The 14630-nt window shown below is 32.1% G+C and carries 15 protein-coding genes; 9 read left to right on the forward strand and 6 right to left on the reverse strand.

Translation table 11 applies throughout. The annotated features are described in order from the left end of the window. Positions 1-106: 106 nt before the first annotated feature. The 5 genes from KO500_RS07400 to KO500_RS07420 all read left to right on the forward strand — a co-directional run bounded on the left by KO500_RS07400 (position 107) and on the right by KO500_RS07420 (position 3135). The gene (locus tag KO500_RS07400; RefSeq protein WP_215955884.1) at positions 107-376 is read left to right on the forward strand and encodes an EF-hand domain-containing protein; all 270 of its coding nucleotides are present in this window, start codon (positions 107-109) and stop codon (positions 374-376) included. A 34-nt stretch (positions 377-410) separates the two neighbouring features. Further along, positions 411-1214 (forward strand): YHYH protein, encoded by an 804-nt coding sequence (locus tag KO500_RS07405; RefSeq protein WP_252732444.1) that lies wholly within the window; start codon positions 411-413, stop codon positions 1212-1214. Between the two features lie 13 nt (positions 1215-1227). Further along, complete coding sequence (locus tag KO500_RS07410) at positions 1228-1851, forward strand: toxin-antitoxin system YwqK family antitoxin (protein ID WP_215955885.1); 624 nt, start codon at positions 1228-1230, stop codon at positions 1849-1851. After that, on the forward strand, positions 1829-2527 hold the full coding sequence (locus tag KO500_RS07415) for an SCO family protein (RefSeq protein WP_215955886.1): 699 nt from the start codon (positions 1829-1831) through the stop codon (positions 2525-2527). Before KO500_RS07410 ends, KO500_RS07415 begins: the two co-directional genes overlap by 23 nt. Positions 2528-2706: 179 nt before the next feature. After that, on the forward strand, positions 2707-3135 hold the full coding sequence (locus KO500_RS07420; protein WP_215955887.1) for an FKBP-type peptidyl-prolyl cis-trans isomerase: 429 nt from the start codon (positions 2707-2709) through the stop codon (positions 3133-3135). 81 nt (positions 3136-3216) lie between these two features. On the opposite strand, the gene KO500_RS07425 is transcribed toward KO500_RS07420, so the two are convergent. Beyond that, positions 3217-4644, reverse strand: a complete 1428-nt coding sequence (locus KO500_RS07425) for a c-type cytochrome (RefSeq protein WP_215955888.1) — start codon at positions 4642-4644, stop codon at positions 3217-3219. A 354-nt stretch (positions 4645-4998) separates the two neighbouring features. Here KO500_RS07425 and KO500_RS07430 point away from each other — a divergent pair, with 354 nt between their 5' ends. Both KO500_RS07430 and KO500_RS07435 read left to right on the forward strand, forming a co-directional pair. After that, the gene (locus tag KO500_RS07430) at positions 4999-5448 is read left to right on the forward strand and encodes a KTSC domain-containing protein (RefSeq protein ID WP_215955889.1); all 450 of its coding nucleotides are present in this window, start codon (positions 4999-5001) and stop codon (positions 5446-5448) included. A 120-nt stretch (positions 5449-5568) separates the two neighbouring features. Then, the gene (locus KO500_RS07435) at positions 5569-6504 is read left to right on the forward strand and encodes an EamA family transporter (RefSeq protein WP_215955890.1); all 936 of its coding nucleotides are present in this window, start codon (positions 5569-5571) and stop codon (positions 6502-6504) included. Here KO500_RS07435 and KO500_RS07440 read toward each other — a convergent pair whose 3' ends face one another. Next, entirely contained in the window at positions 6505-7080 is a 576-nt protein-coding gene (locus KO500_RS07440) for a pseudouridine synthase (protein WP_215955891.1), read from the reverse strand. A 99-nt stretch (positions 7081-7179) separates the two neighbouring features. Between KO500_RS07440 and KO500_RS07445 the strand changes: the two genes are divergently transcribed. Continuing rightward, positions 7180-8292: an alkene reductase gene (locus KO500_RS07445; protein WP_215955892.1), complete on the forward strand. Its 1113-nt coding sequence runs from the start codon at positions 7180-7182 to the stop codon at positions 8290-8292. Between the two features lie 76 nt (positions 8293-8368). On the opposite strand, the gene KO500_RS07450 is transcribed toward KO500_RS07445, so the two are convergent. Genes KO500_RS07450 through KO500_RS07465 form a run of 4 tightly spaced genes read right to left on the reverse strand, consistent with a single transcriptional unit; the run spans position 8369 to position 11791 of the window. After that, entirely contained in the window at positions 8369-9529 is a 1161-nt protein-coding gene (locus KO500_RS07450; protein WP_215955893.1) for an iron-containing alcohol dehydrogenase, read from the reverse strand. Positions 9530-9541: 12 nt separating this feature from the next. Beyond that, complete coding sequence (locus tag KO500_RS07455) at positions 9542-10540, reverse strand: NADP-dependent oxidoreductase (protein ID WP_215955894.1); 999 nt, start codon at positions 10538-10540, stop codon at positions 9542-9544. A 12-nt stretch (positions 10541-10552) separates the two neighbouring features. After that, a complete protein-coding gene (locus KO500_RS07460; RefSeq protein WP_215955895.1) occupies positions 10553-11185 on the reverse strand; it encodes an NAD(P)H-dependent oxidoreductase in 633 nt (210 codons plus the stop codon). 12 nt (positions 11186-11197) lie between these two features. Beyond that, on the reverse strand, positions 11198-11791 hold the full coding sequence (locus KO500_RS07465) for a TetR/AcrR family transcriptional regulator (protein WP_215955896.1): 594 nt from the start codon (positions 11789-11791) through the stop codon (positions 11198-11200). A gap of 277 nt (positions 11792-12068) precedes the next feature. Here KO500_RS07465 and KO500_RS07470 point away from each other — a divergent pair, with 277 nt between their 5' ends. Then, a complete protein-coding gene (locus tag KO500_RS07470; RefSeq protein ID WP_215955897.1) occupies positions 12069-14582 on the forward strand; it encodes an outer membrane beta-barrel protein in 2514 nt (837 codons plus the stop codon). Positions 14583-14630: the final 48 nt, after the last annotated feature.

Below are 14630 nucleotides of genomic sequence, written 5' to 3' on the forward strand. Positions count from 1 at the left end.
ATTTTAACATTTTACTGATAAGTTTTATTAATTAGTTGATTGTTAGGTTTTAACACGATTATTTTTATCAAATTTGTATTCAATAATATTAAAAAAAATAGAACAGATGATTAATAAAGGAATTAAGTTAGGAATTTTTGCAGTTGCATTATTATCTTTTTCATTAAGTAGCGCACAAAATAGAGACCAAAAAACACCTCCTACTTTTGAAGAGTTAATAGAGAAAATGGATAAAAATGAAGATGGTAAACTTTCAGAAGATGAAGTAGAAGGACCATTAAAAGATATGTTTTCTGAAATTGATACTGATGAAGATGGTTTTATTACAGAAGAAGAATTTGAAAATGCTCCTAAGCCAAAAGGGCCAAGAAAGTAATTTTTTAATATTAATAAATTAAATATTTAGTAGGATGAAAAAAGAACTAATAATAAACAAATATTTACCAATTAAGTTGTTATTAGTGGCAACTTCAGTTGCAATTTTTTCATGCAGTAGTGATTCGGTTAGTAGTGATGATGATACGACAGAAGAATTGGCTGAAGATTCAGCAGATGAGGAGGCGGTAACCGAATTACATGCTGCTTATGCAGCTTTTAATACAGATGCTACTACAATATATTTAGATGGTTCAAATGTAGTTATTGAAACTACAGGTTTACCTGATCATGAATCTGTTTATTGGGGAGAAGGTAATGATCTTTATAGAGAAGAAACTGAGGTTGCATTAACCCCGAGTATTATGTCAAGTAATAATAATGCAGTAACAATAACTGTTGATGCTACGCCGGACTTAACAGGTGATTCTGTTGATACAAATTTTGACACTATTGGTATTGCAGTAAGTGGCGCATCAATATTTAATGATCAAGAAGGTGCAGGTACATTAGATGATGCGGCTACATCACTTGATTGGACAGGAGCACATATTGGCCCAGGTGTTTATCATTACCACCTAGAGCCAGTTGCATTTAGTGATGATGATTCAAATTTAGTTGGTATATTGTTAGATGGTGTCTTCTTATACGGTAGAAAATGTGATTCTACAAGTGATTATCCAGATGATTTAGACGTTTCTGGTGGTCATACGTCAACAACACAATATACTGATGGTGAAGAAGAATATCACTATCATATAATTAATGAAGAATATTCAGTACCTACATCATATGGTTACTCATATCTTGCATTTGTAGGCCCTTACCAAGGATATTAAAATTATATTTTAGATGAAAAAAATATACTTTTTACTATTTTTAACTATTATTTTTTATAGTTGTAAAAAAGAAAATCCAATAAAAAAAGTAGTATCTAAAACTACTACAGAAATTATTGATGATTCTATTACAATTGCAAATATAGAAGTAGATAAAAAGAAATTATTTTTAAATCAAATTGAAGGCAAATGGTATTTAAATGATAAACCTTTTGAAGGTTACTCTTTAAAATATCATAAAAATGGCACTGTTATAGAAAAGCTTGGATTTTACAAAGGTAAAAGACAAGGTAGTGCTAAAAGATGGTTTGAAAATGGAGTGTTGAGAGCATCATTTAATTATAACCAAAACAAATTAGTTGGCTCTTATAAAACCTGGTGGGTAAACGGAGTGCTATCAGAACATTCTACTTATGTAAACGGCATAAAGCAAGGCATCGAAAAAAGATGGTATTCAAGCGGACAATTGGCTAAAATGCGTAATCTTGTTGATGGAAAAGAACAAGGTTTGCAACAAGCTTGGTTACAAAACGGTACCTTGTATGTTAATTATGAAGCTAAAAACGGAAGAGTTTTTGGTTTAAAGCGTGCTAATCTATGTTATCAGTTAAAAGATGAAGTGGTTACCAGAAATTAAATTACAGTATTACTTTTTATGTTTAGGTATTGCTTTTATTTCATCTTGTAAAAATGAAGTAAAAAAAGTAGAACTAAAAACAGAGGAGTCTAGTAGAGTAGTAAATCTACCTTTTTATTCAGATGAATCATTTACACCAAACTGGTTAACACCAAATAGTGAAGAGGCTAAATCGTTTCATAAAATCCCAAATTTTAAATTGGTGAATCAATTAGGAGATACAATTACTCAAAATACTTTTAATGATAAAATATACGTTACAGATTTCTTTTTTACAACATGCCCCGGAATTTGCCCAAAGATGATGGAAAGTATGGCTGTATTACAAGAAAAATACATTGCAGATGATGAGATAATGTTTTTATCACATTCTGTGACACCTTCAATAGATTCTGTGTCTGTTTTAAAGGACTATGCAGATGATAGAGGAGTGGTTGCCAATAAATGGCATTTGGTTACTGGTGATAAAAATGAGATTTATGATTTAGGGCGCAATCAATATTTTGTAGAAAATGATTTAGGTGTTCCCAAAGACCAAAATGATTTTTTACATTCTGAAAATTTTTTGTTGATAGATAAAGAAAAGCATATTCGTGGTATTTATAATAGTTTAAATAGAGCATCAATGAAACAATTAATAGTTGATATTGAGACTTTAAAAAAAGAGTATTTATAATACTTTATAATAAAGTAAATTTCACAAGTACTAAAACGGCTAAAAAATTTATTTTTTAGCCGTTTTTTCATTTTTTAAGTAAATAGGTCAATAATAAGCGGCTACTTATTCGTTAAGCCATTTTACAAGCCATAAGTTTGCAATAATTATACGAATTGATAATTACAAATAGTACAATTATGAGTAAGGTTAAAGCAAATGACACGGTAGAAGTGCATTACACAGGAAAATTAAAAGACGGTCAAATTTTTGATAGTTCAATTGAAAGAGAACCTTTAAAAGTTACTTTGGGTCAAAAAAGTTTAATTGCTGGTTTTGAAAATGGCTTAATTGATATGGCTGTAAACGATAAAAAAACGATTGTAATTCCAATGGAAGAAGCATACGGATCAGTAAATGAAGAATTTTTTCAAAAAGTTCCATTAACTGATTTACCAGAAGAAATTAAACCAGAAGTTGGTATGGCACTTATGGCTAAAAATTCTGACGGTACTGAGCGTCAACTTAAAGTTGCAGCTGTAAATGAAGATCATATTGTTATTGATGCAAATCATCCATTAGCAGGTCAAGAGCTAATTTTTGACTTAGAATTGGTTTCTATAGCATAATCACATTATAATAGTGATATATCAAAAAAGGCTGACAATAATTATTGTCAGCCTTTTTTTTAGTTAGATTGGTACTATTATTTATAAAGTCTTAAGATATTCTAATACAGCAAGACGTTCAGAATCTGTAAGTTCATCTCCAAATGTATGCCCGCCATTTCCGTAACCTTTTAAGCTTGTATCGTAGGTTTGTGTATTTTGTTTTGAAGTTTCAACAGTGTAATTCCATCCTAATTTAGTACTATCATAATCAGAATCATCAAAAGTTCTACTCCACAATTCTGGTCTATTTTCACTATTTAAAACATCCATAATTGTTGGTACAGATGCATTATGAAAATATGGAGCTGTAGCCCAGACACCATCTAAAGGAGGAGCAACATAACCACCTTCCGCATTCAGCAACAAACCATTTTCACCGGTGCCAAAATATCCAGTATTAAACCAATCAAAAAAGTAGGTGTTTAATAATGAAGTTTCTGTGTAATGATTTGATAGTTCAGAATCTGTATTCACAGTGCCTAAACTTACTAATGAATTGGGGTAAAAAGAATCATCTGAATCATAATTTCCGTGACAATTAGAACATGTATTATTAAATAATTCTTTTCCTGTGGTCGCTAAATCTTCATCAATAGCATATGGGTATTCTGGTGCTTCGATACTTTCAATATAGGCAAGTACATCGGGCATTTTTGCATCAACCTCAACAGCTTTTGTAATATCATTTAAAGTTAGTAGTGACGCTCCTATAAAACTTTTGCAAAAATCATTTCGGTTTAAAGCCGTATGAAACATTGCATTTTTCTTTTTTAATAACCACCAAGCTGGTACATCTGCAGGTATTACTTCTTCATCAACAGTAATATACGGTGTATCATTCCATGCTAATGTATTTTTATCTCTGTGAGAAATTAATACTTCAGTAATTTTATTAGCAGTGTTAACTCCTATAGATTCTGTTATAGTTTTAGGACCAATAGCAACAATACTATTTTTAAATTGTTCGTAAGCTTCGTATTCAGGACTGTCTAAACCATAAAATTGAATAATACCTGCAGTAAGTACAGGTTCAAGATCTGCTCTGTTAGTGGTGAAATCAACACTGTGGTTTCCTAAACCAACAATCAATTCATCATTAATTTTTGCAGCATGACAGTTTAAGCAATTTGGTGCAACTATTTGAGCACCGTTTGCAGCAGTAATTGAAGTGTAATTATAGGCAATTGTAGCATTAACTCCAGTCCGTTCTAAAGGGTTTTCACTATTTTCGCCATAAATAGCATTGTAAACCGCAAAAGGAATTCCCGAACTCATAAAATTACCAGAAAATAAATAATCTTTTCCTATTTCAATATCACCTGTACGTTGTATACTCTCAGGAATTGAAATAACTTCCCAAACCTCATCATTTGGTGTTTCAATTATTTCACTTGTGATTGATTCAGAATCTGAAGAACAAGAGTTTAGTAAAAATACACTTAATAATAAGAATAATGGGTTTTTCAAATTGAAGGTGTATAAAAATAGTAGCTGTAAAAATAGAAATTACAAGCTATTTAAAGCTAATTTAAGAAATAGTATTAGCTGCGATAGTAATGGTTACGATTAAAAGTACAAATAAAGCTATTGACTTTCTCATGATTTTCATTGAATTGATTAGTTGACTGCAATTTGGGATTTATATAAATATGATTAGTATTTTATTGGACAGAAAACATAAAATTACGTTAAAATACACTTTTCAAGCTTATTTTAACAATTGAAAAATGATTGTTTTTTTCTTAGAAACAAATGAAAAAATAAGCATATAATCAATTTAAAAAATGTAGTTTTGCGGCTGATTTAGAAAAAGTTAGCAAGATGAAACGTATTAAGGAGTATAAGAAGTTATTTTCAGTTGAAAAGGAGATTAATTTAAAAGAATTAAAGTCTACTTACCGTGGTTTGGTAAAACAATGGCACCCTGATAAATTTCAAGAAGGTGATGAACAAAAAGAAGCTGCTGAATTAAAAAGCAGACAAATTATTGATGGTTATCACTTTTTAGTTAGTATTGCTCCTGAAACAAAAGAAGCTAACTTAGAAGAGTATACGGCACTAACGACAACATCTGGTATATTAGATTTTCAGCACAAAGGTTTGTTGTTAGAAATTACTTTTTTAGATGGTAGTACATATGAGTATTTTGGTGTTTCAAAAAACATTTATGTAAAGTTAATTAACTCACCAAAGCAATACCGTTTTGCAAAGCGTAGTATATTTAATAGTTATTTATACCGTAAATCAAAAAAGAACCTTCAGGAAGCATAATTTTCAATATACAAATATTCAAGCCTGTAATGAAAATTGCAGGCTTTTTTTATGCACAATTGTGTCAATTTAAAAAGATATTCTTAAACTTGTATAACACTTCTCAAAAACATATATTAAATGGCTAAATCATCACAAACTGTTCTTATTGTTTTGGCATTTTTTGCCATTTATATTATTTGGGGTTCTACGTATTTAATGAATAAAATAGCGGTTACTGACCTACCACCGTATATGCTGGCGTCTATACGTTTTATGACTGCGGGTTCTCTCATATTTGTTATTTGTAAAGTGATGAAAATATCACTCAAAATCACAAAAAAGCAATTTATAAACTGTGTAATTGTTGGTTTTTTATTTTTGACTTTTGGTAATGGCGTTTTTGTATGGGGACTAAAATATGTTGATAGTGGTTTTGCTGCACTTGAAGTTGCATCAATGCCATTAATTGTTCTTATTCTAATGCGAATAATTGATGGTAAAAAAATACAACCAATGTCACTAGTTGGTGTCGTATTAGGTATCATAGGTATTTATTTGTTAGTAAGTCAAAATCAAATTACACAAAGCGATGAATCACTACTAGGTATGGGTATTATATTTGTCTGTGTTTTAGGTTGGTCTTGTGGTAGCTTATTTGTAGGTAGGGCAGATTTAACACCAAGTTATCTAGTAAATACAGCATACCAAATGGTGACCGCAGGTTTTACACTTTTATGTACAAGTTTAATTTTAGGAGAACAATGGTCTTCACCCTTAACATGGTCAACTCCGGTACAACTTTCTATGAGTATGTTGATTCTGTTAGGAAGTATTGTAGCTTTTACAGCCTTTAACTACTTATTGAAAACAGTTTCACCCGAAAAAGTAGCAACATCAAGTTATGTAAACCCTGTAATTGCCTTATTATTAGGTTGGTATGTTTTAGATGAGCATATCACACAGCAATCTATGATTGCAGCAGTAATATTACTTACAGGCGTATTTTTTATTAATACAAAGAAAAAATTAGTTCTATTTTCAAGATTTAGAGGTAAAGTGAGAAACAAGAACTAGTTACAGTAGTTTATCTAATTCTTGTACACTATTAGGCTGCATATTTTTGATTGTATTTTCGCCTATTCTAACGCGCACCAAACGCAAGGTAGGAAACCCTACTTTGGCAGTCATTTTTCTAACTTGTCTAAACTTACCTTCGGTTATAGTGATGCTAACCCATGAGTTTGGTCTGTGCGTACCAATACGGAGTTTTTTATTAGGATCAGAAAAATTTGGCGCTACAATTTTTTTGACAAGACATGGTTTTGTTTGGTATTTTTTTCCTGAGAAACCTATTTCAACTCCTTTTTTAAGTATTTCAATAGCAATGGCTGTTATTTCACCATCCAACTGTGCATAATATTCTTTCTCAATCCCTGATTGATTAATAATATCACTTAATTTTCCATCTGTAGTTAATAATAGTAAACCTTCTGACTTTTCATCCAAACGACCAATAGGCATAATTCCTTTAGGGAAATCATATAATTCACCTAAAAAAGACTTACTGCGAGCTTCCTTTTTGTCATTGGATGAAAACTGGCTAAGCACACCAAATGGTTTATAAAGTTTAAAATGTAGATGCTTTTTCATTATAGGCTGTAAAGATACAATCAATGATGGTTTGAGTTATAACATTGTCTTAAATGAGTTAAGTTTATTTCATCCAATTTGTAGTTTTATAAAAAAAATATGATTACGAAAAATAAAATATTTGAAGCATACCAGTTAAACAATATTATTCTGAAAAATAGAATAGTAATGGCACCAATGACACGTTCAAGGGCTGCTAATAAAGGAAAAGTAGCAACTGCTGAATTACAAGGTGAATACTACAAGCAAAGGGCGACTGCAGGATTAATAATTACTGAAGGTTCACAAGTATCTGAAGAAGCAGTAGGTTATGTAAATACGCCTGGTATTCATACCGAAGAACAAGTTGAAGGTTGGAAAAAAGTGGTGGATAAAGTACACAAATCAGGTGGTCGAATTTTTATTCAACTATGGCATGTGGGCAGAATGTCACACCCCGATTTTCATAATGGAGAATTACCATTAGCACCTTCAGCATTAAACCCTAATGCACAATCGTACACACCAGATGGTTTTAAAGATACCGTTACTCCTAAAGAAATGACAGTTGAAGATATTAAAAGAACTGTTCAAGATTTTAAGAAAGCAGGAGAAAATGCGATGAAAGCTGGGTTTGATGGTATCGAAATTCACTCTTCAAACGGATATTTGTTTCACCAATTTTTTAACGGAACTTCAAATGTTAGAACTGATGAGTACGGTGGGTCTATTGAAAATAGAGCGCGTTTTTTCTTTGAAACCTTAGATGCTTTAAAAGAGGTTGTGCCTGAAGAAAAAATAGGGGCTAGGTTTAATCCTTCATTAGATGGTATGTTCGGTATTACTATGGATGAAGACACAATACCAACTTTTGAATATATTATTAAGAGATTGAACGATTACAATTTAGCATATATTCATTTATCGGAACCATTTACAGATGTTTCAGAAGTTAAATATGCTGTAAAAGAAATAGCAAGACACTTCAGACCTTTGTATGATGGAACTTTAATGATTAATACAGGGTTTACTTATGAAACAGGTAATGATGTTATAGTCAAAGGTCAAGCAGATTTAGTGGCTTACGGGAAGCCTTTTATATCTAATCCGGATTTAGTAGATAGGTTTATGTACAGTGTGCCTCTAGCAGAATGGGATAACGATACATTTTATACTCCAGGAAAAGAAGGATATACAGATTATCCGAAACAAGAATTACAAGTAAAATTATAACGATAAAAAAACCTGCAAATATTAAATTTGCAGGTTTTTTATTTATTAAAACTTGAATTAATAATCTAAATATATATTAGTAAGCCATTTTTACAATTTCTTCTACTTTATCAGGCGATAAGTTCTGATGTTCACCCAAACCTAACCATCCACGATCAGTAAAACGTTTTGCAATTTTTTCAGCAGTGCCATCGTAATCTTTTGTATAATCAGATAACTTCGTGTCAATGCCTAATTCTTGAAAAAAGCTTTCTGTTTTCTCAATAGCTGCATAAGCTTTATCGTCTACGCTACCTTCAGTAATATTCCAAACACGAGTTGCATATTGTGCTAATTTCTCTTTTTTAGCTTTAAAATTAAATTTGTAATGACTTGGCGCAATTACAGCTAGAGTGCGTGCATGATCAATACCAAACATAGCCGTAAGTTCATGGCCCATAGCATGTACAGCCCAATCAGTAGGCACACCTTTTTGTATCAAACCGTTTAATGCCATAGTGCAACTCCACATAAAGTTTGCTGTTGCATTATAATCCGTAGGGTCTTTTAAAACCTTAGGGGCAACTTCAATTAGCGTTTGTAAAATACTTTCAGCAAAACGGTCTTGTAATAAAGCTCCAATTGGGTATGTCATATATTGTTCTAACACATGTGTAAAAGCATCAGTAATACCATTTACTAACTGGCGTTCAGGAATAGAAGCTATTACTTGAGGGTCTAGCACAGAAAACTCAGGAAACAAACCTGGTCCGCCCATAGCTAATTTCTCTTGTGTTTCTTTTCTTGTGATTACAGCGCCAGAATTCATTTCTGATCCCGTAGCTGGTAACGTTAATACGGTACCAAAAGGCATTCCTTTTTCTGTTTTTATATTCTGTGTTAGAATATCCCAAGGAGTATCACCTTCATAGACTGCAGCAGCAGATAAAAACTTAGTACCATCAATTACAGAACCACCACCAACAGCTAATAAATAGGTAATATTTTCATCGTTAATGACTTTTAAAGCATCCATTAAAATTGAATATTCCGGATTTGCAGGAATACCTCCAAACTCAATAGTTTCAAACTTTGCTAATGCAGTTTTAGTTTGATCGTAGATGCCGTTTTTCTTAATACTCCCGCCACCGTAAAGTAAAAGTACTTTAGCGTTTTCAGGAATTTCAGTTGCTATTTTATCTATCGTGTCCTTTCCAAAAATAATTTTGGTAGGATTTTTAAATTCAAAATTGTTCATCTCTTTCTTTTTTTAAGCTTTCACTATCATTTTACCTTTATTTTTCCCGTTCATCATGTCAAGAAAAGCTTGAGGCGTATTGTCAAAACCTTCAACGATAGTTTCGCTATATGTTAATTTGTCTTCTTTTAACCAAGTTGACAATTGCTTCATAGCTTCAGGGAATTTTTTTGCATAATTAGATACTATAAACCCTTGCATTAAAGCACTGTTTTTTACTAAAAATGGTTGAACGCTAACACTCATCGGTGTTTCTGTTTTGTTGTAAACGGAAATAGCACCACAAATGATAATACGTGCAAATTGGTTGATGTTAAATAACACAGCGTCTGAAATAGGACCACCAACATTATCAAAATAAACATCAACACCATTTGGAGCGGCCTTTTCAATGGCTTCTTTCATATTTTCCGTGGTCTTGTAATTTATCCCATGATCGAAACCAAATTCAGAAGTTAACATGTCAACCTTCTCATCAGAACCAGCAATACCAATCACGTTTAATCCAAGAATTTTTCCTATTTGCCCTACAACAGATCCAACTGCACCTGCTGCACCAGAAACTACTAATGTTTCACCACTTTTAGGTTTTCCTATTTCATTTAAACCTAAATAGGCAGTTAAGCCAGTCATGCCTATGATACCTAGGTATGCACTTAAAGGCGCTAAGTCTTTATTAACTTTCTGTAAGTTTTCACCATTAGAAACCTGTTTTGTTTTCCACTCTAAAAGTCCAGAAACAAAATCACCTTCTTTATAATTCTCGTTTTTCGTAGCAATAACTTTTGCTACAATACCAGAACTAATTGGTTTATCTAATTCAAAAGGAGGAACATATGATTTTGCACTGCTCATTCGCCCTCTTAAATAAGGGTCTACAGATATATATTCTGTTTCTAGCAGTAGTTCTCCGTCAGTGATACTTAAATCAATATCCTCTTTTTTAAACTCAAAATCAGATATTTTAGGTTCACCAACTGGTCTATTTTTTAATAAAATTGTCTGTATCATAATACTTTTTTTTTATTCAATTACAGTTACTAAATCTTCAGTACTTTTTCTAACCTTAACAAGGTTTACTAACCAATCTTCAGTTTCTGCGCGATACCCGATTGGCAGAATTACAGCACTACGCAATCCTTTTTCTCTTAAACCTAATATTTCATCTAAAGCATTCGGGTCAAAACCTTCAATGGGTGTAGCATCTACACCTTCAAAAGCCGCCGCAGTAATTGCTTGTGAAAAAGCAATGTAAGCTTGCTTAGCCGCATGGTTAAAATTCTCTTCTGCATCTCTCTGAGGGTACGAGTCTAATAACATTTTGCGGTAGTCTTCCCAACCTTGATTTTTAAAACCACGAATTTCATTAGTCAAATCAAACATATAATTTATACGTTCTGGAGTGTACGTATCCCATGCAGCAAAAACTAATAGATGAGAACAGTCTGTAATTACAGATTGGTTCCAAGCAATTGGTTTTATTTTTTCTTTTACTTCTTGACTTTTAACTACATAAATTTCAAAAGGTTGTAAACCACTTGAAGTAGGAGCAAGGCGAGCAGCTTCAATAATAGCATCTACTTTTTCTTGTGGTACTACTTTACCATTCATTGCTTTAGTAGCGTATCTCCATTTTAATTTATCTAATAGTTCCATTTTGTATATAATTTATTTATTGGTTTTGTTAACTTTTATGCTATCCCACGCTAATTGGTAGGCTTCATTAATATTTTCTTCAGTAGGTACAAATGCGTTTCGTTTTTTTATCATCATTAAATACGAGAGCGGATTTACTGTGTATGCATATAATAAGTAATCAGATACTGGTTTGATAATTCCTTGTTCTTTTCCTTTCTTCCATAAATCGAGTAGGGGTTTCAAGTTTTTTATACCTTCTTGTCTACTACTTTCATCAATCATAGGTGTATTATCACATTGTGCTAAAAACAAACCCCTTTCGCAATCTCTGAATTTAAATTCGGCAATTCTGAACCATATCATTTTAAAACTATCTTCAACGGGCATTTTTTCATCATAGGTTTCAAAAGCGTATGCAGTAAATGCGTTTTTAACTTGTAAATAGGTTTGATTTACTAAATCTTGCTTGCTTTTAAAATACAGATAAATTGTAGCCGGAGATACGTTTGCCATTTTTGCAATTTTAGACATTGGTGCGGCATGGAAACCATCATTATTCACCAAAGTTATTGTTGCATTTATTAGGGCTTCTTTTTTCTCTATACTTTTTTGAAGTTTAGCCATAATTTATTTGTTTTACACTACAAAGATATTAAAAATGAATGTTCATTCTTTTTTTAAATCGACTTTAACAATAGTTTATCATTAGTAGGAAAGTGTTTATAGGTCCAATGCAGATGTGAAGTCTATTGGTTTGTTTATCAGTAAATTAGTGTGTCATGTGAAAATCTAATTAATACGTTCTTTAAATATATTGAGTTAATAAAATCTTATAGAAATAATAAGTATTTATATTTACAGCTATTTATTTTAGATAATAGAAACCTATACAAGCTCATCTATGAATTTTAAGAACTTTATTACAATTTTAATTTTATGCTTTGTAACACAAACAACAATGTCTCAAGTAGTAACAGGGATTATAACCGATGCTAAAGATAATTCTCCTTTAGAGTATGCTACTGCGGCATTATTTAAACAATCGGATGGTTCTTTGGTTACAGGTGTGGTTACTTCTGAAGATGGTTTTTTTATGATTTCTAAAGTAAAACCTGGAGTATATTATTTAGAAGCTTCATTTATGGGTTATGATACTAAAAAAATAGGAAGCATTACAATCACTAAAAATAGATCTTCCCAAAAATTAGGCAACATTGGTTTGACTTTAGGAAATCAGTTAGAAGAAGTAGTAGTACAAGGAGAACGTGCTACAGTAGTACATAAAATTGACCGTGAAGTGTACGACACTAAAAAGTTTCAATCAAGTCAAGGAGGTACAGCTGTTGATGTTATTAAAAATTTACCGTCGGTTACGGTTGATGGGCAAGGCGGAATTAGTGTTAGAGGCAGTAGTGGTTTTGCAATTCTTGTAAATGGTAAACCTACACAAGGTGATGTCACTTCAATTTTAGCACAGTTACCAGCAAACGCTTTAGAATCGGTAGAATTAATTACAGCGCCGTCTTCTAAATACGATTCTGAGGGTAAAGGTGGTATTATAAATATTATTACTAAAAAAGGAGCTACAAACGGAACATTTGCTCAAATAAATGTTCGTGGTGGTTTCCCATCAATAGAGCCGTATGATACGCAAGAACCTGCACAGCGTTATGGTGTTGATGCTACTGTAAATAAGCGTACTGATAAATGGAACCTTTCAGTAGGTGCAAGTTACCAACGTAATGATAAAACGGGTAGAAGAGAAGGTGATGTGTTTATTATTAATGAAGCTGAAAACAAACAAACTTTTTTACCATCAGACGGAGAGCGTAGTTTTGACGATGTGAGTTATAACGCTAGATTTAATGTAGATTTTACTCCCAATGATGCAGATACGTATTCTTTAGGATTTTATGGAGGCAAAAAAACAGTAGATCGTTTGGCAGATATTGAATATTATGATAATCATTCCGTAACACCAATTGGTACTGGCAACAGAAATTATACGTTTCAATATTTCAACCATAATTTAAGAACCCGTAAAGGTGATTTTGCTTTAGGTAGTTTTGATTATTCACACAAATTTAAAGACGAATCTAAATTATCAACTTCTTTATTATATGAATACACTTTTTTAGGCGGACCAACTTATAATGACAATTTGGGCATTACAGACCGCAGTATTGTGTATCAAGAAGAATACAATACAAATGACAACCCTTTGAACGGATACCGTGTAAATATTGATTATTTGTTTAAGCCACTATCATTCGGTACGCTTGAAGCTGGATATCAATTTAGAGCTTTAGATCATAAAGGAGAGTTTGTATATGAGCGCGATGGTGTTTTGGTTCCTGAATTTTCTAGTGATATTAGTTTAAAAAGAATTGTACATGCAGGTTATGGGCAATTGACAGGTGAAAAGGATAAATGGAATTACGCAGGCGGTTTGCGTTTAGAAGCTATGGATCGTGAATATACCGAAGATTTAAAAACCGACGATCCAGAGGAAACCTATACGTATGATTATGTAAAACTATTTCCATCTGCATCATTACAATATGCAGTAACTGAAAAATCAAAATTAAAAGCCGCATACAGTAAAAGAATAGAGCGTACAACTACTTTAAAAATGAACAGTTTTGCAGAACGTGAACATTCTGAAGTTTTTGAGCAAGGAGATAACCAATTGAGACCCGAATTTATTGATTTGGTAGAATTAGGTTGGGTGAAAAATTTTAAAGGAGGAAATTCCCTGAGTGTAACTGCCTATTACCGTCACGTTGATAATGTTATCAACCGAGTGAATACTTTGGCATACGAGGCTAACGGAGCGGTTATTGATACTATTTTAAACCGTGTTTATTCCAACGTAGGTAAAAGTAATGCTGTTGGTATTGAATTAGGTGCACAAATTAAACCAACTAAAAACTGGTCTAACTATATTGGAGCAAATATATATACCTATGATATTGAAGGTGCATTTACTTTTGAACATAGAGACGGCGTAGAGCGTACGTATGAAGTAAATTCTGAGGCTACTATTTATTCTATTAATATGAATTCTACGTATTCTTTCTGGAAAAATGCATCACTACAGTTTACATTAAATTATTTGTCTGATAGAAATACCGCTCAAGGGGAAGACTCTCGGTTTTATTCGCCCAACTTAGCGTTTAGAAAGTCCTTTTTTGATGATAAGTTAACGGCAACACTACAATGGCAAAATATTGATATGGGCTTATTAAAAACCAATGAGCAACGTATTACAACCTATAAAACAGGAGAATTTTTCACCACTACAAATTATAAGTATGAAGTAGATATGGTATCGTTAAACTTATCGTATAACTTTAATGCCACTAAAAACAAATCGAAATTTATTGAAAGTGAGTTTGGTAAAAAGGAGTTTTAAATAAAAAGATAAAATGAATTAACGAATTATCTATAACGATTAGTAAAT

The sequence above is a fragment of the Cellulophaga baltica genome, from assembly GCF_018861125.1.
GTDB classification, from domain to species: Bacteria; Bacteroidota; Bacteroidia; order Flavobacteriales; family Flavobacteriaceae; genus Cellulophaga; species Cellulophaga baltica_A.